This window comes from Sulfurovum sp. TSL1 (genome assembly GCF_019972135.1).
Classification (GTDB): Bacteria; Campylobacterota; Campylobacteria; order Campylobacterales; family Sulfurovaceae; genus Sulfurovum.
In genome coordinates, this window is sequence record NZ_BPFI01000001.1 from 14160 (window position 1) to 40261 (window position 26102).

The 26102-nt window shown below is 40.3% G+C and carries 22 protein-coding genes; 17 read left to right on the forward strand and 5 right to left on the reverse strand.

Going from position 1 to position 26102, the window contains the following annotated elements; translation table 11 throughout:
* The first annotated feature begins 182 nt into the window (after window positions 1–182).
* Window positions 183–2315, forward strand: coding sequence for a TonB-dependent receptor (locus tag LDM98_RS00075; protein WP_223897039.1), 2133 nt, complete (start codon window positions 183–185; stop codon window positions 2313–2315).
* 11 nt (window positions 2316–2326) lie between these two features.
* The gene (locus LDM98_RS00080) at window positions 2327–3826 is read left to right on the forward strand and encodes a 4Fe-4S binding protein (RefSeq protein ID WP_223897040.1); all 1500 of its coding nucleotides are present in this window, start codon (window positions 2327–2329) and stop codon (window positions 3824–3826) included.
* Window positions 3827–3906: 80 nt separating this feature from the next.
* On the opposite strand, the gene murJ is transcribed toward LDM98_RS00080, so the two are convergent.
* A complete protein-coding gene (murJ, locus tag LDM98_RS00085) occupies window positions 3907–5313 on the reverse strand; it encodes a murein biosynthesis integral membrane protein MurJ (protein WP_223897041.1) in 1407 nt (468 codons plus the stop codon).
* 224 nt (window positions 5314–5537) lie between these two features.
* On the opposite strand from murJ, the gene LDM98_RS00090 reads away from it, so the two are divergent.
* On the forward strand, window positions 5538–6971 hold the full coding sequence (locus LDM98_RS00090) for a sensor domain-containing diguanylate cyclase (protein ID WP_223897043.1): 1434 nt from the start codon (window positions 5538–5540) through the stop codon (window positions 6969–6971).
* A gap of 67 nt (window positions 6972–7038) precedes the next feature.
* Here LDM98_RS00090 and LDM98_RS00095 read toward each other — a convergent pair whose 3' ends face one another.
* Complete coding sequence (locus tag LDM98_RS00095) at window positions 7039–7623, reverse strand: TetR/AcrR family transcriptional regulator (protein WP_223897045.1); 585 nt, start codon at window positions 7621–7623, stop codon at window positions 7039–7041.
* A gap of 158 nt (window positions 7624–7781) precedes the next feature.
* Between LDM98_RS00095 and LDM98_RS00100 the strand changes: the two genes are divergently transcribed.
* From LDM98_RS00100 to ruvA, 12 genes are all read left to right on the forward strand, one after another.
* Window positions 7782–9485: a SulP family inorganic anion transporter gene (locus LDM98_RS00100; RefSeq protein ID WP_223897047.1), complete on the forward strand. Its 1704-nt coding sequence runs from the start codon at window positions 7782–7784 to the stop codon at window positions 9483–9485.
* 33 nt (window positions 9486–9518) lie between these two features.
* Window positions 9519–10076, forward strand: a complete 558-nt coding sequence (locus LDM98_RS00105; RefSeq protein ID WP_223897049.1) for a pyruvate flavodoxin oxidoreductase subunit gamma — start codon at window positions 9519–9521, stop codon at window positions 10074–10076.
* A 9-nt stretch (window positions 10077–10085) separates the two neighbouring features.
* Window positions 10086–10490 (forward strand): 4Fe-4S dicluster-binding protein, encoded by a 405-nt coding sequence (locus LDM98_RS00110; RefSeq protein ID WP_223897051.1) that lies wholly within the window; start codon window positions 10086–10088, stop codon window positions 10488–10490.
* Window positions 10490–11710 (forward strand): 2-oxoacid:ferredoxin oxidoreductase subunit alpha, encoded by a 1221-nt coding sequence (locus tag LDM98_RS00115; protein ID WP_223897054.1) that lies wholly within the window; start codon window positions 10490–10492, stop codon window positions 11708–11710. Before LDM98_RS00110 ends, LDM98_RS00115 begins: the two co-directional genes overlap by 1 nt.
* Window positions 11711–11719: 9 nt before the next feature.
* On the forward strand, window positions 11720–12673 hold the full coding sequence (locus LDM98_RS00120; protein ID WP_223897056.1) for a thiamine pyrophosphate-dependent enzyme: 954 nt from the start codon (window positions 11720–11722) through the stop codon (window positions 12671–12673).
* A 325-nt stretch (window positions 12674–12998) separates the two neighbouring features.
* The gene (locus tag LDM98_RS00125) at window positions 12999–13946 is read left to right on the forward strand and encodes a MoxR family ATPase (RefSeq protein WP_223897058.1); all 948 of its coding nucleotides are present in this window, start codon (window positions 12999–13001) and stop codon (window positions 13944–13946) included.
* A gap of 14 nt (window positions 13947–13960) precedes the next feature.
* The gene (locus LDM98_RS00130; RefSeq protein WP_223897060.1) at window positions 13961–14821 is read left to right on the forward strand and encodes a DUF58 domain-containing protein; all 861 of its coding nucleotides are present in this window, start codon (window positions 13961–13963) and stop codon (window positions 14819–14821) included.
* The gene (locus tag LDM98_RS00135; RefSeq protein ID WP_223897061.1) at window positions 14818–15213 is read left to right on the forward strand and encodes a hypothetical protein; all 396 of its coding nucleotides are present in this window, start codon (window positions 14818–14820) and stop codon (window positions 15211–15213) included. Before LDM98_RS00130 ends, LDM98_RS00135 begins: the two co-directional genes overlap by 4 nt.
* A 94-nt stretch (window positions 15214–15307) precedes the next feature.
* A complete protein-coding gene (locus LDM98_RS00140) occupies window positions 15308–16120 on the forward strand; it encodes a VWA domain-containing protein (protein ID WP_223897063.1) in 813 nt (270 codons plus the stop codon).
* A complete protein-coding gene (locus LDM98_RS00145) occupies window positions 16121–17710 on the forward strand; it encodes a VWA domain-containing protein (RefSeq protein WP_223897065.1) in 1590 nt (529 codons plus the stop codon).
* Complete coding sequence (locus tag LDM98_RS00150; protein ID WP_223897067.1) at window positions 17691–19106, forward strand: BatD family protein; 1416 nt, start codon at window positions 17691–17693, stop codon at window positions 19104–19106. Before LDM98_RS00145 ends, LDM98_RS00150 begins: the two co-directional genes overlap by 20 nt.
* Window positions 19107–19287: 181 nt before the next feature.
* The gene (ruvA, locus tag LDM98_RS00155) at window positions 19288–19845 is read left to right on the forward strand and encodes a Holliday junction branch migration protein RuvA (RefSeq protein WP_223897069.1); all 558 of its coding nucleotides are present in this window, start codon (window positions 19288–19290) and stop codon (window positions 19843–19845) included.
* An 8-nt stretch (window positions 19846–19853) separates the two neighbouring features.
* Here ruvA and LDM98_RS00160 read toward each other — a convergent pair whose 3' ends face one another.
* The 3 genes from LDM98_RS00160 to LDM98_RS00170 form a co-directional block, all read right to left on the reverse strand.
* A complete protein-coding gene (locus tag LDM98_RS00160) occupies window positions 19854–20681 on the reverse strand; it encodes a DUF89 domain-containing protein (RefSeq protein ID WP_223897071.1) in 828 nt (275 codons plus the stop codon).
* Between the two features lie 104 nt (window positions 20682–20785).
* Window positions 20786–22714 carry an LTA synthase family protein gene (locus LDM98_RS00165; protein ID WP_223897073.1) on the reverse strand — a complete coding sequence of 643 codons (1929 nt, stop codon included), beginning with the start codon at window positions 22712–22714 and terminating at the stop codon, window positions 20786–20788.
* 174 nt (window positions 22715–22888) lie between these two features.
* Window positions 22889–23242, reverse strand: coding sequence for a hypothetical protein (locus LDM98_RS00170; RefSeq protein ID WP_223897075.1), 354 nt, complete (start codon window positions 23240–23242; stop codon window positions 22889–22891).
* Window positions 23243–23336: 94 nt separating this feature from the next.
* Between LDM98_RS00170 and LDM98_RS00175 the strand changes: the two genes are divergently transcribed.
* Together LDM98_RS00175 and LDM98_RS00180 are read left to right on the forward strand one after the other, a co-directional pair.
* Window positions 23337–24479, forward strand: a complete 1143-nt coding sequence (locus LDM98_RS00175) for an aminoacetone oxidase family FAD-binding enzyme (protein WP_223897077.1) — start codon at window positions 23337–23339, stop codon at window positions 24477–24479.
* An 83-nt stretch (window positions 24480–24562) separates the two neighbouring features.
* A complete protein-coding gene (locus LDM98_RS00180) occupies window positions 24563–25822 on the forward strand; it encodes a L,D-transpeptidase family protein (RefSeq protein WP_223897079.1) in 1260 nt (419 codons plus the stop codon).
* Window positions 25823–26102: the final 280 nt, after the last annotated feature.

Consider the following 26102-nt stretch of genomic DNA (forward strand, 5'->3'; position numbering starts at 1 on the left):
TAATCGATGGGCCTTTAATATATGTAGTGTTGTGATTATAGCTAAAAGTTAATTAGAAGAGATTACGAGCATGATTTTGTACCGAATGATTCATGTATATTATTTTGTGGCAGTTGTAAAGGTTAACACATAATTAACACAACACCTATAAACTCTCATCATTAAAAAGAACAAGGGAAGATATGAAAATCAAATATTCACTCATGACACTACTGGCTTTATCGTCAATCAATGCGGAAGAGATAAGTCTAGAAGCGGTAAGTGTTACAGCAACAAAGATCGCAACACCAACAAAGGATGTATCGCAGTCGATTGCTGTTGTAGATGAACAAACGATAGAAGACAAGAATATACTCAATATCCAAGAAGCTATAGAAAATATACCAGGGGTGAATGCTGAATCATCAACGAATTCACCAAGTCCTAGACTGATCATCAGGGGAGCAGGACTCAAGGCGAGGTATGGTGTGAGAGAGATCATGGTGATGAAAGATGGTGTGCCACTCACAGATCCGGATTCATTTACTAGATTTGACTTTATCGATATGCAGGATGTATCGAGTATAGAGGTGCAAAAAGGACCGGGTTCTATCAACGCGGCAAATACAACTGGTGGAGTCATCCAACTCATCACAAAATCTGTCTTTGAAGGTGGAGAAGACAGGATCAAAATCGGTGTGGGCGATGACGGTCAAAAAAATGTCAATCTAAAAGTCCGTGGCCAACTCGGTGAGAAGGATTTTGCTTCTTTGACTTTTTCAAAGCGCGCTATTGACAATACCTGGAGAGACCACAATGATTTTGATGCGACTCAAGTGAGTTTGAAGCATGGTCATATCTTTGAGGATGAGTCAACTTTAGAAACAGAGTTTTCCTATACAGAATCAAATATGAATATCCCAACCGATATGAACGCTTCTGAATTTGCAACTTTCCAAGAAACAGGTGAGCAGCATAATACAAGTTCCCAATGGCAGCACAGTGCCAGAGATTCTAAAATCTTTGCTATCAATACCAAATATGAAAAAGAGATCGGTAATGTATTATTGAAACCAAGATTTTATTTTAATACATGGGATCATTTTCACCCAGTAACGGGTCTGATCAATGATGCTGATGACAATAGTGTTTATGGAACTGATTTAGAACTTAATTATGGTCATGAGGCATTTGGCAGGGAAGCAACCTTGGTTGCCGGTGTAACCTATAAAGCAGATATCACTAATGATGCTAAGAAGTATCAATATGCTGATATTGATTATGAGACTTCTATGGTCTATAATCCAGCTACTCATCAAATGGAAGCAGTCAGTGTGATAGGACAGACAACTTCAAATGATAAAGGTGTTTTGGCTCAGACAGAAGACAGTACAACGATTCTTTACGGTACGTATCTGATGGAAACATTTTCGCCTACAGAAGAAATAAGGATAGACGTAAGTACAAGAATTGATAAACTCAGTTTTGATATTGATGGATTTAAAGATTCTGAATATGACTATGCTACAGGGAATTATGTTGATGTGACAGGAGAGGATAGTATTATTAATGTAGATGAAGACTATACCTTATTTTCTGCGAAGCTTGGAGCTATATATAGGTTAACAAATACGACAAATGCCTATGCAAGTATCGCAACAGCGAATCAAGCACCTACTGGAAGTGAAATCGATGCTGCATTAGAACAAGGTATTACACTTGATAAAAGTACAAATATGAACTATGAGATCGGTCTTAAGACAAGAACAGAAAATCTGTCACTAGACTTGGCAATCTATCAAAATAATGTGGATGATGAGATCGTTCAAACAGTTGTTGATGAGAGAATAGTGTATGACAATGCTGGTAAAACGAAAAAGAAAGGTATAGAGTTAAATACTGTCTACAGAGTTTCAGATATCTTGGATATAGGTGGCTCATATGCTTATAGTAATTTTAAATTTGATGAATATTCTGAAAAAGTAAGGGGAAGCTTGGTTTCAAGAAATGGTAATTATTTGCCTTATATTCCTAAAAATCAATATTCGCTTTTTGCAGCACTTAGAATGGAAAATGGATTTAAAGCAAGAGTGACGACAAAGGGTTGGGGAAGTTACTATATGGACAATGCCAATACCGAAAAGTATGAGGGGTATGACTTTGTTACTGATCTAATGTTGGGTTATGAACTCGAGGCACATAATATACAGTTGAATGTAAGAAATCTAACCAATGCATATTATGCAATGCAGGCCTCAAAAGACGTATACGATAATGTATCTTACAAAGCAGCAGCACCACGTAGTTTCATGGTGACCTATAGCTATCAATTTTAAAGGGAGTATAGATGGTAGAGTTTAAAGAAACTAGAGACAGAAACGATATCTACGGTATACCCGTATTAGGATTTTTATTTAAAAATCAAACATTTTTGATGGCTTTGAAACTCTCTGTTCTTGCTCTCTTTATCTATGGTATTTATATGGGGTTTTCTGCCCCGGGTAGAGAAAACATTTTTACGACATATCTTTTTTGGGGTTTGTTCTGGTCACTGTTTATAGTGGTTACCCTGTCTACCTTTGGTAGAATATTCTGCGGTATCTGTCCCCATGGATTTTTAGGAAAATATATCACCAAGTTCGGTCTTAAAAAAGAGATGCCAAACTTTTTGAAAAATAGATTTATAGGTATTTTCATTTTGTTTTTTGGATGGTGGGGTATTTATTATGCTGCACCGGAATTTTGGAAATTACCTCTAGCTACAGCCTGGCTTTTTACTTCACTCACATTGATCGCTTTTGTGACGTATTATCTTTATAAAGATATGAGTTACTGTAAATATATCTGTCCTATCGGGACGTTAACTAAAGCGTATGCCAAAGTTTCCTTTACAGAGTTGGGTACTTATAAAGAAGATTGTAACAGTTGTAAAACATTGGATTGTGCAGTAGCATGTACATATCATTTAAGACCGTTTGCATTTGACAATAAAAACTCTATGGATGACTGTACGTTGTGCATGGATTGCAGCAGTGCCTGTGATTCTGTGGCATTCAGGTTTACGAAACCTTCAAAAACCCTGTTTGAAAAGTTCAAATTCAGCAAAGCTGAGGTGTGGGCAATGCTACTCATCACGGCAGCCATTTCCATCACAATGAACTTTCATCATGCTTTGGGCCGTTCTGCTATCGCTGATACATTCATCTGGTCACGAACAGCAGCGTTCGCACAACACTATATAGATTTTGGAACACTGGATGCAGTGGGGATATTTGCTTTTATCTATGCAACGGTACTTTCAATCGCTATTGTAGTTATGGGTATGTTTGCAGCTTCGAAGGTGTTAAAAGCGCCATTTGAAAAAACGTTTTACACTTTAGGTTATGCATTCGCACCTATTTTCCTTATCGGTGGTCTGGCACATTTGATTCATAGTTTCTTCACGCATCACTATGCAGATATAGCCAATGGATTTATTTACGGGTTTGGTTTGAATGCTGCTGCGGTTGAAAATTTGGCTTCTAGAAGAGATGCATGGCTCAATATCTTCAATGTGATTCCTTATATCGCAGTAATTTGGGGATATTTGATCCTTGCAAAAAGAATAAAACCTTTTAAAGCAAGTAAAATAAAGAAGACCATAGCATTTGTATTTGCTTCTTCTCTGATCACTCTGTTTTTGTCAATCAATGTCTATAAGGTATACGTATTTAAAACGTATGGCATGGCAAAAACGGGTCACCATGGCGGCCATGGAACCCATAATGGCCCCAAATCTGTAAAGGCAGAAACATCTCCAATGAAATGTACAGCCGGTAAATGCGGTGCAAGCATGAAAAATCAATAGGTGTATCATTATATGATTTAAAATACCAGTGACAACAAAAATTAAAAGCTAAAGATTCTCTTCTTTGGCTTGAAAATAATCTAACGTAACAAATCAAGTAGTTGGAGATTGATACTATATAGCAAGACTGAGAATATCAGTAAGCCTACAAGCCAATAAAGTGATCTTTTTGATCGGATGATCTCCATAAACTTATCTGTGCCCACCTCTTTTACAGTCAGTATAAAAAGCACCCATCCCCCGATACTTCCTGCTAATGCAAGACCTGAAGCACCTAGATGATGCATCAGTATCAGTGAGAATGTTACAGAAGTGATAAGAGAGTAGACAGCGATCTTGGCTGCCTTGCGATGTCTATGTGAAGCATAGAGGAAAAGAGAAAAGAGTTTTGCCAGTCCGAAAGGAAGTAGACCCACCATGTACATTTGAAGTACACTGACAGTCTCCAGTGTCTGCATTTCTGTAAATTTACCTCTCTCAAAAAGCAGCCATACGATAGGTTCGGCCAGTAAGATACCGCCAATCATTGCACCACCCAATAAAAATGCAAGTAACCAAAAGGCTTGATTGAGGTTTTTATAGGCTTCTGTTTCATTGTTGTTTTTCAGTGCTTTAGAAACAGCAGGGAAAAGAACGGTAGCTGTAGCGATGGCAATAATGGCAAGCGGAAGCTGAAAAACACGGTTGGCATAAAAGAGGTAAGAGACGGAGCCCGTCATGAGGAACGTTGCCAAAAGCGTGTCTATAAAAGCAGAGATCTGAGGTGTGGAGTTCCCGAGTATTCCAGGTAAGAACAGAGATTGAAAATGTCTTTTTTCTTCATCGACATCTTTGCTGTTCCTGTATTTCCATCCGCCTAAAAGGATCTTGTGCAGATTTAGATTATGCAGGGTAAGCACATGCGCTATGATCTGTAGTCCTCCACCGATGAGTACAGCAAAACTGAGTGCATATGCCACGGTTTTTGGATCTTCTTTCATATAGATGTAGAGTGCTGCGATCATCGAGATATTGAGCAAGGCCGTTGACAGAGCAGTGGTAGCAAAATGGTTCTTGTATTGTAAGAGGGTAGCTAGAAATGTCACGATGAAGATCAGGTCCAAATACCAAAAATTAATGGCAGTCAAAGGTGCGGTTTTTGCTATAAGTTCTTCACCCCATCCTAATGCTAAAAGTTTAGTAATAGGTTCAGGGAAAAAGGTGATGAGTAGGGAGAATGCCATCAAAAAAAGAAGAAACCGCAAAAAGATAGCCGTAGCAAAAACGCCTTTATGTCTGCTCGCCACAAAAGAGGGCATAAAAGCTTGTGTAAATGCACCTTCTGCAAAGATACGGCGAAAAAGATTAGGGAGTTTGAAGGCGACAAAGAACATATCACTCCACATGGAAGCACCTAGAGCAGAAGCCATAAGGACATCACGCCCAAGACCGGTCATACGTGAAACCAGGATACCGAAACTGTTGGTGAAGATGGATTTAAGTCGCATGGGTCTCTTTAATGTTAAATTGCAGGTATTTTAGCGTAAGTAGGTATAATCTTAAGAACAAACACAGAAGAGCGGGAAGAAGATAAATGTATAGTTATTATTATGCAGATCCTTCTTTTTGAAAGTACAAAGGGTAATGATGTTGTCACTATCTCCTGATCCCTTTTATTTAAGTAAAACCATAATAACTATTCTTTATAATGCCTTCATTGTCTGGAGTTATTATGCATCTTAATTATCGTATTGTTTTTATCATCACTTTCTTGCTGTTCACACTTTCAGTCAGTATGTCCCTTATAAACTACACTGTAACACTTCAATTAACACAAAAACAATTAAGAGATAGCTCTCTGCCACTTACAGTCGATAATATATATACAGAGATTCAAAAGCATATTATTGAACCAAACCTTGTGGCATCCATGATGGCCCATGATACCTTTTTAAAAGATTGGCTTATCAATAAAGAAGATGACACAAATAAAATTACAAAATATTTAGAAACAATTAAAAACAAATATAATATGTTTACAACATTTCTGGTATCCGAAAGAACAAAAAACTATTATAGTTCAAAAGGCTTGGTTGAACAAATCAAAGAAGAAAATAGAGATAATGCCTGGTATTTTTCCTTCAAGGAAATTCCATCTGATCATGAAATAAATCTCGATTTCAATAAACATATCGGTGATTCCCTGGTCATGTTCATTAACCATAAAATATTTGATGAAGAGTATCATATAATAGGTGCTACAGGCATTGGATTAAGAATATCCTATATCAATGATATGCTGAAATATTTTCGGAAACAATACAATTTCAATGTTTATTTCATTAATGAAGAGGGCAAGGTTGTTCTCTGTGAGGATAAAGTCAACGCATTAAAACACATTAAAGATATCCCTGAGTTATATGCACTTAAAGATGACCTTACTACAAAAGAGAAGAAGATCATTGATTATACGAAAGCAGGTGAAGATTATCTGCTCAATGTAAAATATATTCCCGAACTGGACTTGTATTTGATCGTTGAGGCAAAGCTTTCCTATTTTATTGAAGATGTAACAAAAACTTTTTATTTTAATCTCATAGGTTCAATACTTGTGAGTATTTTAATTGCCTTAATGATATTGATAACCATCAGAAAGTATCATAGAAAATTAGAGTATCTTGCAGCTAAGGATACACTGACGGGTCTACCTAATCGTCGTTCTTTTAATAAAAAGTTCCATCATTTTTTCTTGTTGCATAAACGAAATTCAAATCCTATGGCTTTACTGTTTTTAGACTTAGATGACTTCAAGACTATCAACGATACACTCGGACATCAAATTGGTGATGAGGTACTGAAACGTGTTGCAGATATTATCAAACAAAATATCAGAAAAACTGATCTCGTGGCGCGATGGGGAGGTGAAGAGTTTATTATTTCGTTCATTGATTCGAATATGAAAGAAGCCGAAGCCATTGCAGAGAAACTGAGAACACAGATTGAAACAGATATCCTTTTACATCAAATAACCAATCAAACAGTTACCGCCAGCTTTGGACTAACAAATGTTAACGTAGATGATACCATTGATACAATACTTAAACGTGCAGATAATGCACTATACAAAGCCAAGGCTTCTGGAAAAAATAAAATTATATTATCTTGATTCGAATTATAGCGATCAAAGAAGATAGTATCAGCTTGACATCTTTTGAGCCATCCGCAGGTCACATTTAAACGTTTTGACCTCTGACACCGTGAAGAAAGATCTCTATGGTCTCATCGACGATCTGTTCAGCCTGACATTCTCCGTAAAGATAACTTTCAATGAAACCATCCGAAAGTTTTTTGAAAAGGATCGCCAGATGTTTATGGTTCGTGTTTTCGGAAGGGACAAGCATACGAAGCTGCCGGACCAGATACTGATAGATATCCTCAACCACACGATGGTTTGAGATCTCCAATTTATGGAAAAAATAGGGATCGTTCGTGATCGGCTCGTCGCGATGGTGCTCGGTTTGAATGAATTGGGCGTATTTGAAGGTCAGATAAATTTTGAGGTTTTCGAGCGGATCGCTGTCCTCGTGTGCTTTGAGATTGGCAAGAAATATTTCCATCTTTAAGATCAGATATTCGACATAAAGATCTTCTTTCGAACCGAAGAGATTATAAATCGTCCCTACCGATGTTTCAAGTTCTTTGGCCAAATCAGATATTTTAAAATGTTTATATCCTGTCTCGTCAAAATACCGGGCTGCCGCGTTAAGATAGAGCTCTTTTTTGACACGATTCAGCTCTTCATTGATAACCTGTTTCAAATTCTTTCCTGTTTTTTTTAGCAAATCATATCGGAAAAATGTTCTATTCTCAATTAAAAATAACTATATTTATTATTTTGAACTTAATTCAATATTAAGAATACTTCACTACAATTCCGAAACTGAAAAAAAAATTTCTGTAAAGGATGGCCCCGCTGATGCTCCGATCACTTAAAGACTCACTCGAACCCAAACTGATCACGCTATGGCGTATCAGAGGGTATTCCAGATCCGATTTTTATGCCGATCTCATCGCGGGACTTGTGGTTGCGATCGTTGCGCTTCCTCTGGCGATGGCGATCGCTATCGCATCCAACCTTCCACCGGAGAGAGGGCTGTTCACTGCTATTGTTGCCGGATTTATCATATCAGTGCATGGAGGCAGCCGTTATCAGATAGGGGGACCGACAGCTGCATTTATTGTCACGGTGGCAACAGTTGCCATGGAACACGGATATGAAGGATTGGTGTTGGCGACCATCATGGCAGGGATCATTTTGATGATCATGGCCCTGGTTCGTGCAGGAGAATTGATCAAATTTATCCCCTATCCTGTGATCGTCGGATTTACCTCCGGCATTGCTCTTCTCATCGCTTTTTCTCAACTACGGGATTTTTTTGGGCTTGAGGTAGAGAGCATACCTCCCGATTTTATCCATAAATTCATGGTGTATCTTGCACACTTAGATGAAATGAATATCTATGCGGTTATCGTTGCATTGACATCGATCGCCATCATCCTCTTAGTGAAAAAGTATATTCCGAAAATACCCGGACCGATCATCGTTGTTGTTCTTGCGGCTTTAGCCGTATGGATGTTCCATTTGCCTATTGAAACGATTGAGAGCCGTTTTGGTTCCATACCTTCCATGCTTCCTGCACCGACATGGCCGGATATATCGTTTGAAAAAGTGCGTCAACTACTGCCTGATGCGATCACCATTGCGACACTTGCTGCCATTGAATCGCTTCTTTCGGCCGTAGTTGCGGATGGTATGACAGGGACCCATCACAAATCAAATGCTGAGCTGTTCGGGCAGGGTACAGCCAACATCGCTTCAGGATTTTTTGGAGGGCTTCCGGCTACGGGAGCGATCGCCCGGACTGCTACCAATATCAAAGCGGGAGCACGCACACCTATGGCGGGGATTATGCATGCATTTTGGCTTTTTATATTTATGCTTTTTCTCGCACCGCTTATTATCAAGATTCCACTTGCTGCTTTGGCTGCAATATTGATAATCGTGGCATGGAATATGTCCGAAATAAAACATATCAAAGAGATCATGAAAGCACCGCGAAGCGATCGCATTATTTTGATCGTTACGTTTGCATTGACCGTACTGGTCGATCTGAATTTCGCCATCCAGGCCGGTATCGCGTTGGCCTCGATCCTCTTTATCGATTCAATGATGAAAACAACTCATATCCATGTAGTGGAAAATGAAGAAGAAGATCCGGATTCCATTGCACGAAAAATTCTTCCTCAAGGTGTCGAAGCGTATGAAATTGAGGGACCGCTCTTTTTCGGTGTTGCCGAAAAGTTCATTGATACCCTAAGCCTCTTTGAACACCCTCCGAAAGTGTTTATATTGCGGATGCGGCATGTTCCGCTCATCGATGCGGCAGGACTCCATGCACTTGAAATTTTGCATGAACGTCTTGCAAAACAGCAGACGGTTCTCGTCCTTTCCGGCGTACGTCCGAAAGTTCGTACCCATATTGTTGAGGCGAGTTTGAACAAGCTCATCGGAGATGAAAACATTGTTGAACATATCAATAAGGCGATCATAAGAGCCTCTCAGATCATAAAGGGATCTCAAACAGATGTTGAGGGAGGCATTCGATCAAGCGATTACTAAAATATCAAAAAAACCCATTAAGAAGGAGAGACCATGCTTGAAATTAGATGGCATAGCCGTGCCGGGCAAGGTGCAGTTACAGGCGCTAAAGGTTTAGCGGAGGTGGTAGCGACCACAGGTAAAGATGTGCAGGCATTTGCATTTTATGGTTCTGCAAAGCGGGGAGCAGCCATGACGGCATATAACCGCGTGGATGACAAAGTCATCTTAAACCACGAAAAATTTATGGAACCTGACTATGTGCTTGTCATTGATCCGGCACTGGTTTATGCAACGGATATCACTGCGAATGAAAAAGAGAATACAGTGTACATTGTAACGACACATTTAAGCACCCGGGAGCTTGTTGAATCCCAGTCAAAACTGTTAGGGAAAAAAGTCTTCACGGTGGATTGTATCAAGATCTCTCAGGAGACGATCGGAAAAGCGATCCCCAATACACCGATGCTTGGTGCATTGATGAAGATATCGGGGATGTATGATATTGAGTTTTTTAAAGAGAGCATGGCAAAGGTGCTTAAAAAACTTCCTCAGAAAATAGTCGATGCCAATATGATAGCCATTCAACGTGCATATGACGAAGTAAAATAAGGAGAAAACATGCAAGAAAATGGATGGAACACATTCGAGATCGGCACCATACTCAGACCATTTGAAGGGCCAACACCGGATGTGACGGCCATACAGCCTGAGGATCGTTCCTATTCGAAATCCAATTCGTTTAGTGTAAGTGTAGCTGATTGGCGTATCGAGAAGCCTTTGTTCAACAAAGAGCATTGTATCGATTGTCAATTTTGCTGGATCTACTGTCCTGATATGTCGATCATTTCCCGTGATAAAAAGATGATCGGTATTGACTTTGATCACTGCAAAGGATGCGGTATCTGTGTGGAGGTTTGTCCCACCACGCCTAAAGCGCTGCTGATGTTCCCGGAACAAAAAGACGAAGAGACGGCATTGTCTGAATGGCCTGAAAAAGATAAAAAAGAACCAAAGGAGATCTAATGGCTGAACTATTCGAATTACGCGATATGGAAGTATGGGATGGTAATATGGCAGCAAGCCATGCATTGCGCCAGGCACAAGTGGATGTGGTTGCGGCGTATCCCATCACCCCATCAACGCCGATCGTAGAAAATTATGCAAACTTCATGGCAAACGGTTATATTGACGGTGAATATGTCATGGCTGAATCCGAGCATGGTGCGATGTCCTGCTGTATCGGTGCATCCGCAGCCGGCGGACGTGTTGCTACAGCAACGAGTTCACAAGGATTCGCTTTAATGCTGGAAACCCTGTATTCTGCATCCGGGATGCGGCTCCCGATCGTACTCAATGTCGTCAACCGTGCTATCGGTGCGCCGCTCAACGTGAACGGAGACCACTCGGATATGTACATGGGTCGCGACAGCGGCTGGATCCAGATCGATTGCTATAATCCGCAAGATGTGTATGATATGAATCTTGTCGCGTTCCGCGTTTCAGAGGATCATGATATTCGCCTTCCGGCGATGGTGCACCAGGACGGCTTTATGACATCCCATACGGCACAGAGGGTAAAAACACTTGCAGATGATGTAGCGTATGACTTCATCGGTGAATTTAAACCGATGAACGATATGCTGGACCTGGATCATCCTGTCACGCATGGGGTTCAGACCGAAGAGGATTGGCACTTTGAGCACAAAGCCCGTCAGCATCACGCTCTGATGAGCGCTGTTCTGCCTAAGATCCAAGAGGCATTTGATGCGCTGAAAGCATTGACCGGACGTCAATACAACATCGTAGAAAGCTACAATATGGACGATGCCGAGATAGCGATCGTTTGTATGGGGACGTCCGTAGAAACTGCCGAAGAGGTTTCGAATGAGCTTCGCACCCAGGGGATCAAGGCCGGTGTCGTCGGTATCCGTGTTTTCCGTCCCTTCCCGCTTGAACAGATCGCCGATGCACTTAAAGGCTGCAAGGCGATCGCTACGCTTGACCGATCCAGTCCAAACGGTACGGTCGGCGCACTCTATAATGAACTCGCGGGGGCGTTGTTCAATACAGGTACCCAAGCGGTACTGACCAACTACATTTATGGTCTTGGAGGACGTGATTTGACAAAATCCAGTTTGCATTCAATATACCGTGACCTTCAGGAAAATGCGGAGGCCGGGTGTCCAACGACTCCATTACAGCAATTCAGTGGTCTTCGCGGACCGAAACTTTCGTTTTTTTAAGGAGTAAGTATGTTTCAAGCGAAAACAAAAAATCTCAAAAATTTTTCGACATCAGCAGAGCGTTTTGAAGGAGCGAATCTTCTTTGTCCCGGATGCGCCCACTCTATTATTGTCCGTGAAGTATTGAATGCGACCAATGACAATTTGATCCTTGGAGCATCAACAGGATGTCTTGAAGTGTGTACCGCCGTGTATCCGCATACTTCATGGGATGCTTCCTGGATCCATATCGGATTCGAAAATGGTTCCTCTGCCGTGGCAGGCGCTGAAGCGATGTACAAGGCGCTGAAGAACAAAGGGCGACTGAAACAGCCGGACCGCACTCCGAAGTTTGTCGCGTTCGGTGGAGACGGCGCAACGTATGACATCGGTTTTCAGTGGATCTCCGGATGTTTTGAACGTGGGCACGATATGATGTATATCTGTCTGGATAATGAAGTGTATGCAAACACCGGTGGACAGCGCTCCTCTTCAACACCGATCGGTGCGTCGGCAACAACGACTCCTGCCGGACGCATAAGCTACGGTGAAAAACAAAACAAAAAAGATATGATGGCGATCATGGCGGCGCACGGCGCACCGTATGTGGCACAGGTCGCTCCGAACAAATGGAAAGATATGGTCGCCAAGATCCAAAAAGGGTTTGCGACCGAGGGCCCTGTCTTCATCAATGCGATGTCTGCATGTACCACCGAGTGGAAATTTGCCCCGGAAGATACCATCGCTATCTCTGATCTGGCAACCGATTCGTTGGTTTTCCCGCTGTATGAGATCATTGAGGGAACCAAACTCAATATTACCTACCGCCCGAAAAATGTGATTCCTGTACGTGATTACCTCGGTGCGCAAGGGCGCTTCAAGCATCTTTTCACCAAGCAGTACGAGCATCTTATCGACGAGTGGCAGGCACGTGTTGATGCACAATGGGAACATCTCCAACGTCGTGAAGAAGCCTGTCTTTAATTAATCAGAGATCAAGTCGTCATCCTTCTTTACGGAGGGTGGCTATAGTGCCTTCTTCCAGGCTCTCGCAAAATGACAACTCATTTCCTACCTCTCCACCATACTATACACAGCCCGTTTTGATATGCCCGGTGTTTTAGCAATGTTGCTGTCACTCGCGGTGCTAAATGGGCATGTATGAAATACTACGAAACTGATGTCATTTAACGTATTGAAATATCCACAAAAAAAGAGTTCCGAGACCTATTCTTTTCATGATTCCACTTGCGTTCTGCATGGGCATTTTTACATATTTTTTACAGATTTTTACTATACTCAAGGAATCATGAAAAACAAGATTACAGTATTAAAACAGGAAATTTCGAAGCAGGTTATAGGCCATAAAGAGATGATAGATGCTCTGTTGATCGGTTTGTTTACGAATGGTCATATACTTTTAGAAGGTGTGCCAGGTCTTGCGAAGACAACAGCTGTCAATGCTGTATCCAAGAGCTTGAATTTGAACTTTAAAAGAGTCCAGTTCACCCCGGACCTACTTCCTTCTGATATTATCGGTGCAGAGATCTATGATGTAAGATCCGGAAATTTCAAAATCAAACACGGGCCTGTTTTTACCAACCTTCTTCTTGCAGATGAGATCAACCGAGCCCCTGCAAAAGTCCAGTCGGCACTTCTTGAAGTCATGCAGGAACGTCAAGTCACCATCGGGGATGAGAGTTTTGCGATAGAAGATCCTTTTTTAGTGCTTGCAACACAAAACCCGATCGAGCAAGAGGGTGCCTATACACTGCCAGAAGCCCAACTGGACCGATTTATGTTTAAGATCATCGTTGGCTACAATAGTGAGGCAGAAGAGTACGAGATAGCAGAAAAAGCGGCCAATGCAACTTTTGAGAAGGTCAATGCTGTATTGAGTGTGGATGAACTCAATAGTATCAAAGAAGAGGTAAAGCATGTCTATATCGATGATGAACTCAAAGCCTATATCGTCAAACTGATTTTTGCTACACGAGAGCCTCTGAAATACGGGGTAGGGTCTATTGCCGATTATATTCAGTTCGGGGCAAGTCCCAGAGCTACGATCGATATGATGAAAGCGGTTAAAGCCAGAGCCTATTTACGGGGAAACGAGTTTGTATCGCCTATTGATATTGCTTTAACGATCAAAGATGTATTGAGACACAGGATCGTTCTCAGTTATGAAGCTATGGCTGAAGGTATGAGCAGTGATGATGTCATACAAAAAGTCTTGGAAACAATTCCTGTCCCCTAAGTATGGATGCATGCATGCTCACGAAGCTTCTCTCCTCAAATAAACAGCTTGCATTAATGCTTATCAAGGCACAAAAAGAAGTCTTTAGTAAGATCGTTGGCGAGAACAATTCGAGGCATCAGGGTGCGGGGTATGACTTTGTAGAGCTGCGCGAATATGAGAGCGGTGATGACATTAAACATATGGATTGGATCATAAGCTCAAAAATGGGGAAGCCCTATGTAAAGGTATTTCATCAGCCAAGAGAGCTGAATGTTTCTATCGTCCCTATCTTGTCCGGATCGGTTCATTTTGGAACGAAATTTTTAAAACATCAGCTGATCAATGAAGTCTGTGCCCTCATTGCTTACAGCTGTGTCAGACAGAATGACCCTTTTGAGAGTTTCATCTGCAATGATGATGTGGTACTGAACACAAAAAAAACAAAACAGCTCTTTGGAGTGAGAACCTTGGCAGAAAAAATTGCCAACTATGATGTGCTCGAAAAAAATGTTGACTGGAAACTCATTTCGAAAAAACTCTTTACACAGCTGAGGCAAAGATCTCTTGTCTTTTTGATCGGAGACTTTTTTGACACGAAAGAGCTGGACCTAAGAGCCTTTTCGATGAAGCATGAGGTAGTTGTGATCATTGTTCGAGACAGATTTGAAGAAGCGCCTGCACTGCTTGGAGATATCAATATAACAGATCCTTCTACAGGGCAAAGTGCTTTACTAAACCTCAATGAAAAAGCTGTAAAGAGTATTCAGGCAAAGGTCTTTGAAGAGGATCAACTTCTGTATCAAAAACTGAAAAAGTCGGGGATCAGATTTATCAAGATCTATACAGATGAAAATCCGGCAGAAAAAATCCTGGATGTAATGAACCGCCAATGACAAATCTCGTAATTCATGATATCTTTCCTCCTGTAGATGTTCCTGACAACTCTGCATATATATTTTTTTCACTTCTGTTCGCAGGTGTTTTAAGTACAAGTTTTGTTGTATACGTCCTGTATAAAAAGTTTAAGGTACACAAAAATCGAAGAGTAAAGAAATATATAGAAATACTGCACAATTGTGATTTTAAAAATGTAAAACAGAGTGCTTACCAGATAAGCTATTACGGTCATCTCCTGGCCAAAACAGATCAAGAAAAAGCTGCACTAAAAGAGATTGTCTCGGAGCTTTCACTGCATCAATACAAAAAAGAAATGCCTGAAATTTCAGAAGAAGTGATAGAGCAGTTTCAGCTATTTTTAATAACGGTAGAGCATAGGTATGTTTGAGCATTTTTCTTTTGAGCACCCCTATTTTTTACTGTTGATATTACTGTTTATTATCGCGTCCAGATATTTTAATCCTGTGCCTACATCATATTATATGCCACACTTCTCTCAGATCTTACCTCACGCATCCACAAAGAAGTACTTGAAGCGTATCTTGAAGTGGGTCATACTGATCTTTGCGATCATAGCCCTCAGCACGCCCGTCATCAACAGGGGTACGAAGAGCATCAAAGAAGAGGGTATCGATATCGTTTTAAGCCTTGATACAAGCGGTTCCATGAGCCTCATCGGTTTAAATGAGCAAAACTATGAACAAAACAGATGGGAAGTTGTTAGCGAGGTTGTGAAAGATTTTATCTCTACACGAGAGAATGACAGGATCGGACTCGTTGTTTTTGGTGATACAACCACCGTAGCCTCTCCCTTAAGCTATGACAGTGAAGCCCAGATGCATATCATAGAAGAGACCGATATCGGGGTAGTTGGTAAAAGTACGGCATTGATCGACAGTATCGTCACCTCTATAAGCCTTTTAAAAAAGAGTCAAAGCAGATCTAAAGTGGTCATACTTTTGAGTGATGGGGATGATACGGCAAGTCAAGTGCCTCTGTCTGTAGCGCTGAAACTAGCGAAAAAATATCAGATCAAGATATACACGGTCTCCATCGGTGAAAGCAACAATAATATGCTTCAAGTCATTTCAAATGAAAATGGAGCCCAAAGCTTTGTAGCGACCAATAAAGAAGATCTGGCCCAGGTTTATGAAACGATCAACTCGCTTGAGCGCAGCAATACGGAACATAGTAAGGTGAAGATCGTCGAGCACCTCTATTTTTATTTTTTAGGTGTTTCACTGGTTTCTGGACTGCTGCTTTTACTCTTTGTACGAAAAAGTGAGGAGTTTTAAATGTTTTTTTTATATGAACATATGCTTTATGCCTTACTTCTTCCACTGCTCTTTTTGATCTTCTCCTTTAAGCATTGTCAAAACAGTATGCAAAAGCTCTTTTCAAAACCTGTTTTAGATCAATTGAGTGTAAATGCTGAGAGGCTTCAAGGCCCTGTGCGATACAGACTCTTTTTACTGGCTCTGATCTTTTTTATAGGTTCCATTGCCCGTCCGGTCATAGACGAAAAAAATACCTTCAAAACGCAGGCGCTGACTTCTGTGGTCATTGCACTGGATGTCTCCAAGTCTATGCACCTGACCGATATCTATCCAAGCCGATTCATGTTTGCAAGAGAGAAGCTCAAAAAACTCATTTCCAAGAGTAATGATATGCGTATGGGCATACTCTTCTTCGCTAGAAATGCATATATGGCTTATCCTGTAAGCGAAGATATACCGGCCCTGGAGTATATGCTTGATCATTTAAGCAAGGACCAAAAGTTTGAAGACAATTCAAATATTTTTGCAGCTATCGAAGCCGGAAACCAAATGTTACAAGATGCCAAGGCTAAAAATATGATTCTGCTAAGCGATGGGGGTAACAGCGATGATGTCTCAGAAGAGATTCACTATCTAAAAGAAAACGGTATAACCCTCTATGCCATAGGTACGGCGACTGAAAAGGGTGTTTCCCTTTCAGAAAAGAACGCTTCGAAGTCCACATTGAACCCTATACTCAAAGCGTTGGCGCTTGAAAGCAGAGGCAGCTATGAGGATTTTTCCTGGAGTGAAAATGATATAAACGCCATCCTCTCTCACATCAGAAAAGATTCCCAAAAAGAAAAGGAGAATGCCCATCAGTTCAAGCAGTATACAGAACTTTTTTCTTATCCTCTTGCTTTGGGGTTATTACTTCTCTTTTTCGTTTTTTCATCTCCCTTGAGAATGAATAAAAAGGTTCCTTTTTTGCTCACGTTTATCGTAGTGAGCCTGTGCATACCGCATACAAAACTGCAGGCGGGTGTATTGGATTTTATGACGTTACATAAGGCCAAAAATTTGTATGATGCACAACAATATGACCAGTCTGCAACACTATACAAAACAGTGGTGAAAAACGCTGAGGGGTATTATAACCTTGCCAATGCACTTTATCAGGCGCATCATTATCAAGAAGCCATTGCCATGTATCAAAAGAGTCTATCCAAAAAGAGTGCCATGAAGGCAAAGATATTGCACAATATAGGCAACTGCTATGTCCAGATGGATGCATTGGAATTGGCTAAAAGATACTATGAAGAAGCCCTTAAATCCGCACAGAACCCTTTAACCAAAGAGAATCTTGAATATGTGGATAAACTCCTGCGTGAGAAAAAGAAAAAGAAGCAAAAGAAAAAACCAAAGAGAGCATGTGTGGGTGTAAGTAAAGTCGTGGATCACCTGGAACTTGAAAGATCTTCCAGTTCAACGTATGAGATAGAGGCTGAGGATCTTGTCCTCTCAGAAGAAGAGCGCTGGATGAAACTTCTGGAGAAAAAACAGGTGCCGATCTTTTTGCACAAGATAGAAACAGAAAGGATGAGCCATCATGTTGAACAAGCTTGGTAAAACCTTCCTTTTTCTTATAGTGATGCTTCCACTCAGCGCTTCAGTAGAAATGCATGCACCTGATCATGTTATGGAGGGTGAAGCACTGCACTTTCAGATCATTGCCAGGGGGTTTAACGTCAAGATCCCTCCCATTAAAAGTATAGAAGGATACAGTGTCGAGAACACAGAAACTTCTGAAGAAACCATTATTCTCAATACGCGCAGAGCCAGCAAGGTCACTAAAACGTACAGGATCTTTCCTAAAAAAAGTATCACCATCCCTGCATTTACGATAGAGGTAGACCAAAAAGATGAAAAAACAAAAAACAAAAAGATAAGACTACAGAAGATCACCAAAACGATCTCTGATCATTTTGATCTGCAGATGCACTTGAATAAGAGAGATGCCTATAGTGGAGAAGAGGTTGTATTAACCGTGATATTTGCCTATAAAAACGTAGAAGATTACAGCTTGCCTGAGGTCACTTTCCCAGGTTTACTGCTTAAAGAATTAAGCAGTAAAACATGGATAAGAGCAGATGGATACAGTGTTGAAGAGATACGATATACTTTGAGACCACAAACAGAGGGGAAGCTGACACTGAGCCCTTTAAAGGCAGAGGCGGAAGTACGTAAAGGTGGGGATATACAAAGAGTTTCTATCTATTCCAATGAACTCTTGCTCAATGTCAAGGCGCTGCCTAAAGGCGTTTCACTATTCGGTGCGTATCAACTCGATACACGTGTCGATACACAAAGAGTGAACGCTGGTGAAGCTGTGGAACTGATACTGACTATTGAGGGGAGCGGTAATCTTGATACACTTGATGACCTGGACTTGGATATTCCCGGTACCACTCTCTATGTGAAATCGGTGCAAAAACACCAAGAGAAGAGTACCGGTGTCTATAGAAAAGTATTTGAGATTATTTCAGACAAAAACTATACGATACCTGCCATTACACTGAGTTATTTCGATCAAGAGAGCCAGAGAAAAAAAACCATACAAAGCAAAGCGTTTGACGTTGAGGTCATAGAGTCACATAGAGCTAAAAATAACTCCAAAGCTAAGCCGGCCAAAGATGAAGTTTCCAAGAAAATGGCCAATGCAACAGAGAGGATAACAGACATGGAAAGAGTCATATATTTTTTAATAGGCGTTTTAAGCAGTATAGTGTTCATGCTCGTCTATAGACAATTTAAAAACAAAACAGAGCTTAAAAAGCAACCGGAACTTGTTCATGAGCTCAAACAGATAAAAACACAGGACGCTTTATTTAAAAAAATTGTCCCTTACGTTGGTAGAGACAGGCACTTAGACAGATTGATCTATCAGTTAGAGGGGAAAGAAACAGCAAATTTCAAAGAGATTAAAAAAAAGATCATTCAAAAGGTTCAAGTGATTCTCTGCTAGACCGATCTCCCTGAAACATATAAAAACGTTCACGAACACCGTGTTAGAAACTATGTCAATTGTGCAGGTATGGATGGTGTCATATAGATTTATTGTATCAATTATATGACAAAATGACATATTTTATTATAGAAGGTAAAACACTTGATATACTTTGACAACTAAATCAACAAGGGTAAACATGATAGTAGGCATAGAAGGTACAGTAGAAAGAAAAGAACCCACTTTTGTTCATCTGAACGTGAACGGACTGATCTATGAAGTGATGGTATCTATCAATACATCAAACGCTATAACAGACAAGAAAGTCAAACTTTTTGTGACACAGGTCATCCGTGAAGATGCCAATCTTCTTTTTGGATTTATGGAGAACAATGAAAAAAAGATGTTTGACACGGTTTTGAAGATAAACGGAGTAGGGCCTAAAGTAGGACTGGCTATCTGTTCGACCTTTACACCCAGTACTTTTGCAAAAGTGGTTGCTTCCAAAGATGTCAGCATGCTCAAGCGAGTGCCAGGCATAGGACCTAAGGCAGCGGGGCGTATCCTGGTTGAATTGGCTGATTTTATAGTGGATAGTCATGAAGAGAGTGAGAACAGCGGAGCTTTTAATGAAGCAACGATGGCCCTTGAAAGTCTAGGCTTTAAAAAAGATGCCATTCAAAAGGCACTGCATGGGTGTAGCGGAGATACAAGCACACTGGTAAAAGAAGGATTGAAAAAGCTACAGAGATTGTAAAGAGATCTTTACGTTCTTTTAAATATCAAATCTTTGATATTGTGTCCTGTTTCTTCTGCTACGACAGAACATTTTATGACAAAAAGAAAATAGATCGGACGTGTGGCCACATGATAAAGACTTTCAAAGTTCCCCATACCTTTTGAGAGTACGATATCTGCACGATCAAAGATCTCTTTGGAGACACTGTTGGCTTCTTCAAGATCATAGCCCGGTGTTTGAACGCCTGTATCGACAATGTGGGCACAATCTTTAAGCAGTTGGCCCTCTTTGTAGGTGACATCATTGATGATGGGATTACCTCTGACAAAGTAATGCACAGTGATATCATACAGCTTTTTAATGGTCTCTATCAGGAGTTTATCAAAAATGTGTTCTCCGACATTATCGCCGATGAGCACCATCTCTTTGGCATGTTGTAACTCTTCCATGAACTTCAAAGTATCATCGATAGCAAAGGGTTTATGTAAATGATATTGGATCATGTCGTCCAGATCGAACCGTTCCTGTGATCCAAAATCAATGACATTTCCGATGACGGCCATTTTGAGCGCATCGGGAATGGTGTGTATGAAAGAGGTATCTATGTTTAATGCCTGTTTGGTAGCATATGCTTTTGCGAGGGCTACGGGATCTTTTTTACCCGTGACATCAGAGATAGCCTGGTAAATATCCTTCGCGATCTGTGGAGGGCTACTTGACATCGTATGCTCCATCAGAACCTGTGCGGTTCTGTCAAATACTTTTTTGCTCGTGGCATCATCAAGCTTCAAAAGTTTAGTCACTCTGAGGGCTTGATCGAACAAACAGGATAGGCAATCAGGTTTAATGTTCACGATGAATGTCCTTTCATGTAATACTTTATACTATTGTAGCATGAAAGATTTGTGATTAATAAAACTCTTCTCCCAGAGGAAAATAAAATGAGCTTGTATTGCGACTATTGGACATTTTCCTTCCATCGGTTAAGATGGTGTGAATATAAATAACTTGCACTCTGGTAATAGGCGATAGTATCCAATTCATCTTTCTCAGATATAGTCTCCATCTCTTTATATTTTACATTTTTCAGACCCTGATCAAGAATATGGTATTGATGAATGGTCTTATCCGGTTCGAGTACAAAAAGATCTTTATTTTTCACTAGACCCAATCTTTGATAATTTCCAATAAAAGCCCTTTCCTGAAAATTTGGATCCAAGATATTATTCCCATAAAATTCACTCTTGTAGTTCCACTTCATCATTGAAAAAAGTGTAGGCATGGTATCTATCTGTGAGGAGAGTTTACTAATGACCTTTGGTTTGATAATATCCGGTGCATAAACGATAAGAGGAATTTTATAGCGCCAGAGCGGTAGTGCATTTTTCCCTGCACTTCCTCCATTGTGGTCGGCAACGATGACAAAGATCGTATTGTTGAACCATGGTTTTGTTTTGGCTTTTTCCAAGAAATCATGAATAGCATAATCCGTATATTTTACACCGCCATCTCTTCCCGTATGCGAAGGTATATCTATCTTGCCGTCCGGATAGGTGTAGGGTCTATGGTTTGAAGTGGTCATGATAAAGTTAAAGAATGGTTTATTGGCTTGATAGGATTTATCGGATTCTTTCATCGCTTTGTCAAACAGATCTTCATCACAAACACCCCAAACATTCGCAAAACTGATCTCTTCTTCCTTGAAATCCATTCGATCGATCACATTAAATCCGTTATGGGAGAAGAAGTCGTTCATATTGTCAAAATACCCATGACCGGCATAGATAAATTTATTGTCATAGCCTTTTTCTTTAAAGACAAATCCTGTGGAGAACATATCATGGTTGTCCGGTCGCTTCACAATACTTCTTCCCGGTGTAGGAGGGATAGAAAGGGTAACGGCTTCCATGCCTCTTACAGTTCGTGTACCTGTGGCATAGAGATTATTGAAAAAAAGTGATTTTTGCGCTAATTTGTCTAGATGAGGCGTGAGGTTCCGATCGTCACCAAAAGCACCCATATATTCTGCACTGAGACTCTCTACCATCACTAGCATCACATTATATTTGAGTTCAGTAGTATCTGTATTGTGTACCAATTCTAGATGTTTGTCATTAAAGTGTTCCAAGCTATCCAAATCTTTCATGACAACATTGGTATCTTTGGTTTTATAGAACTCATCATAGTCCAATGTATTGTTTCTAAATGCAGAGAAGAGTGAGTAAAATCCATTTTTGGCCAGTTCATTATTGTATTGGTTGTTGGATACATTAGAGAGGTTTTGTGCTTCCAAAACATTAAAAAACAATATCGGAAGAAGTAAAAACGGTACACCTCTCTTGGCCCTTTGAAGCAAGGTATGATGCCCGCCAAATGTTTTAGTAATAAACGTACTTTTTTTAAGTATAAAGTAAAATACGATACTGTTTATCACTAAAATAACCGTGACCAAGAGCGGTATAGGATAAGATTCCAGGATATTGTGTATCACCTCATGGGTATAGACCAAATAATCAACAGCGATAAAGTTAAATCTCTTCCCAAACTCTTCCCAGAAAAACCACTCCGAAACAGCATTGAAGATCAACAGGTACATGGCTGCAAAAAAGAATGAGAGGAAAATAAGTTTATGTATTTTCGTGTTGAACACTTTATTTGGGATGACAATAAGATAGATCACCAAAGGGATTATATAATAGAAAGAAGCTGCCAGATCATAAAATAATCCTACTCCATAGAGTTTGAGCAGAGAGATGAACCCTATATCTACTTCTATAAAATCTGTCAAAAGCAGAACAGTTCTGGTAATAAAACTGACCGTAACAAATATGCTGATCATTAATAGCAGGAATGAAAAACGATTTTGATCTGTGTTGGAAAGGGGCATCGGAGACCTTCTTTAGATATATAGATGAGGTATATTAACTTAGAATAGTTAACAAATAAAGAATAAGAAACAATGAGAGATGATTTTTTGCTTGTACAGTACGTTTTTATATATTTTGGGAAGTTTCATTCACATTTTTTGATACTACCGTACAAAAATATGAATGAGTGTGGTTTAATGCACGGTTCCGCAGAAGTTTGCATCACAGCCATTGACCGCACCGGAAAATTTGGAGTTGTCAATAAAGAATTTCAAAAGACGCTTTTTACGCTTCTGGAAAAGTGAATTTTTGAGACTGGCAAGTGCTTCTGGTTTCTCTTTATGTATTTTTTCAAGTTTCCCGGGAGTCTCAAAATAGAAATCCCAGTCGTCCTCATCTATCTGTTTAGCCATATAGAATGGTGTACCGTGACAGGAGGTACACAGTTTCTGTACAGTACGGAATGCCTTTGTATCATACTTTTCTGCACTGTATGAGAGAGAAGTGATAGCGGAAATAAGAAATGTAAGAGCGACGATTTTTTGCATAAAAAGACCTTTTTTATGCGTATTGTAATATCTGTCTGTGTACTGTCTGTGTAGTTGTGAGTATATATGGTATGAATAGGATATAATACGCTCCATGGATCATAATATCATCATTATAGGGGGAGGGGCGAGTGCACTGATGCTTGCAGCTCTACTGCCTAAAAATACGGCTACCATCATAGAGTCCAACCCAAAGCCGGGCGCGAAGATACTGGTCTCCGGCGGAGGTAAATGCAACATTACCAATAGTCGTATGGGAACAGAGTATTTCCTTGGTGATACAAATTTTGTACAGGAACCCTTAAAAAAATTTAATGAAAAAGCACTGTTACGATGGCTTGAGAGACAGAACCTGTATCCCGTACTGAGAAAAGAGACACAGTATTTTTGTAAAGACTCAGCGAAAGAGTTGTTGGATATTTTTTTAAAAGAGAGCAAGAAACAGACACTTTGTATGTCTGAGAAAGTGCTGGAAGTCACAAAATGTGATGAGATCTTCTATGTCAAGACGGACAAAAGAACACATACGGCAAAAGCAGTAGTGGTCGCTTCGGGCGGATTGAGTTACCCCAAGATCGGTGCAAGCAGTATAGGGTACGAGATCGCAGAATCATTTGGACATACTATAGTAAGAACGGCACCTGCTCTGGTAGGCTTTACGGTTCAAAAGGAACAGTTCTTTTTTAAAGAACTTTCCGGAGTTTCGACCGATGTGAACATACATGTAGGGGATCATGTGTGTGAAGGGGCTCTGCTTTTTGCTCATAAAGGGTTGAGCGGTCCAGCCGTACTGGATGCTTCTCTTTATTGGGAGAAAGGGAAGATAGAGATCGATTTTTTACCTCATTTTTCCTGGAAAAAGGTACAGGGAAGTAAAAAACAGATCTCTTCATTGTTACCTATGCCAAAGCGTGTCACCAAAGCATTTTTGCTACAATTCCAGCTCGAAGATAAACCTTTCAATCAGTATACAAAAGAAGAAGTGGAAATCCTTCAAACGTTAAGTCGTTACAGTCTTGCTCCTGCAGGAACCTTCGGTTATGCCAAAGCGGAGGTGACCAGGGGCGGCGTGGAGACATCTGAAGTGGACAGCCGCACCATGATGAGTAGAAAAGAAGAGCGGCTTTACTTTATAGGTGAAGTCCTGGATGTCACAGGGAGACTTGGAGGGTACAATTTTCAATGGGCCTTTTCAAGTGCATACAGTTGTGCTAAACAACTATCTGCCGGGGTATAGTAGGATACCTAAGCATGGTTGTGACACAAATATGACACGATTATTATATATTGTTTTTTGAATGTAAATGGAGGGGATTTAGAATGAAAAAAATGATGCTGCTGATACTTTCAGGAATATCAGCGATTGTATTGACCGGATGTGGTGTGGAAGCACCGGATGCAGAGGGGTGGCGACAGGCTCAAAAAGAGGAGTTCTTGAAGATACTGGAGACGGACAAATATGCTTCCATCTGTAACCAGCAGGCGCTTTACGAGCAGGTCAAAGAGAGTGAAAACTCCAAACTGATGACCAAGTTACTTGTATCTTATACCAGAAACCTTGCCAATGGCTGTATAGATCTGGAGAGTTTCAATGCATCTCAGGAGAAAAGGGTAGAGCAGAAGGTCGCGACCTACTATGAAACATACCTGCAGGAGGTCAAAGCATCGGACATCATGAGGAAGCTTAAAGCGGGACAGAGTATAGAAGAGATATTAAAACCTTATGTGCCTGAATATGCGCAGTTTTTTGATCTTCAAAAAAGATATAGGCTTTTGGGAGGGGATAAAAACACTTCGAAAAAAACACTTCGTAAAATGCGTCTGAACCTGGAAAGATTGAAACTGATGAAGCCGGGTCTCGGAGACAATTATGCCTTGGTCAATATACCTGAGTATACGGTCCGTGTGATCGATACCAATGGTACTGCAATGACAATGGCGGTAGTGGTAGGTCAACAAAAAATGCAAACACCTGTCTTTTCTGCTGATCTCTCTTATGTGACACTGAATCCTCAATGGGGTGTTCCTGACAGTATCGCCAGAAAGGAAGTGATCCCCAAACTCTTAGAAGATCCAAACTATTTGGTAAGCCACAATATGGTCATACGTAAATCCTATGATCTCAATACGCCGGAGGTAAGTCAGGATTCTGTAGATTGGAAATCCTACCTGTTAGAGGAAAAGGATAAAAAAGAGATGACGTATAAATTCATAGAAGTCCCTTCAAAGAAAAACGGTCTGGGACGTGTGAAGTTCATTTTCCCGAACAAACACTCTGTCTATATGCATGATACACAAGCTAAAAATCTCTTTAAACGTAAAGTCCGTACCTACAGCCATGGATGTGTAAGACTTGAGAAACCGGTGGCACTCTTAGAGCATATTTCAAAGCACTATACTTCAAAAAGTACCGATGAGGTCAAAGAGTGGTATGATTCCTTGGAAACGCACCATATGAGCCTTCGTAAGAAGTTGCCTGTACACACGGCATACTTGACCACGTATGTGAACGAATGTGGGGAGCTGTTGGTATTTAACGATATATATGGCTTTGACAAGTCACAAAAACTTAACTTCTAAAAAAGAAAGGATGACAAGATATAGCTGATTTTAGCCGACATCTTTTGTCATCTCTTTCCTGCTCGTTTACATTTTAGCTTCTTCAAAGTAATCCAGAGCATTTTGGTTTATTAATATTTATCTTAATTTATTTGTCTTTTTTATTTCAATAATTTAAGTTTTTTTGATACAATGAAGAATGAGCTGGAGGTGTGATTGAGATGCAAACGATTATAGCATCTCAATCATAGTAATTTTTTGTGCTGATCATTGAAATGATGAGCGATATAATTCTAGGAGA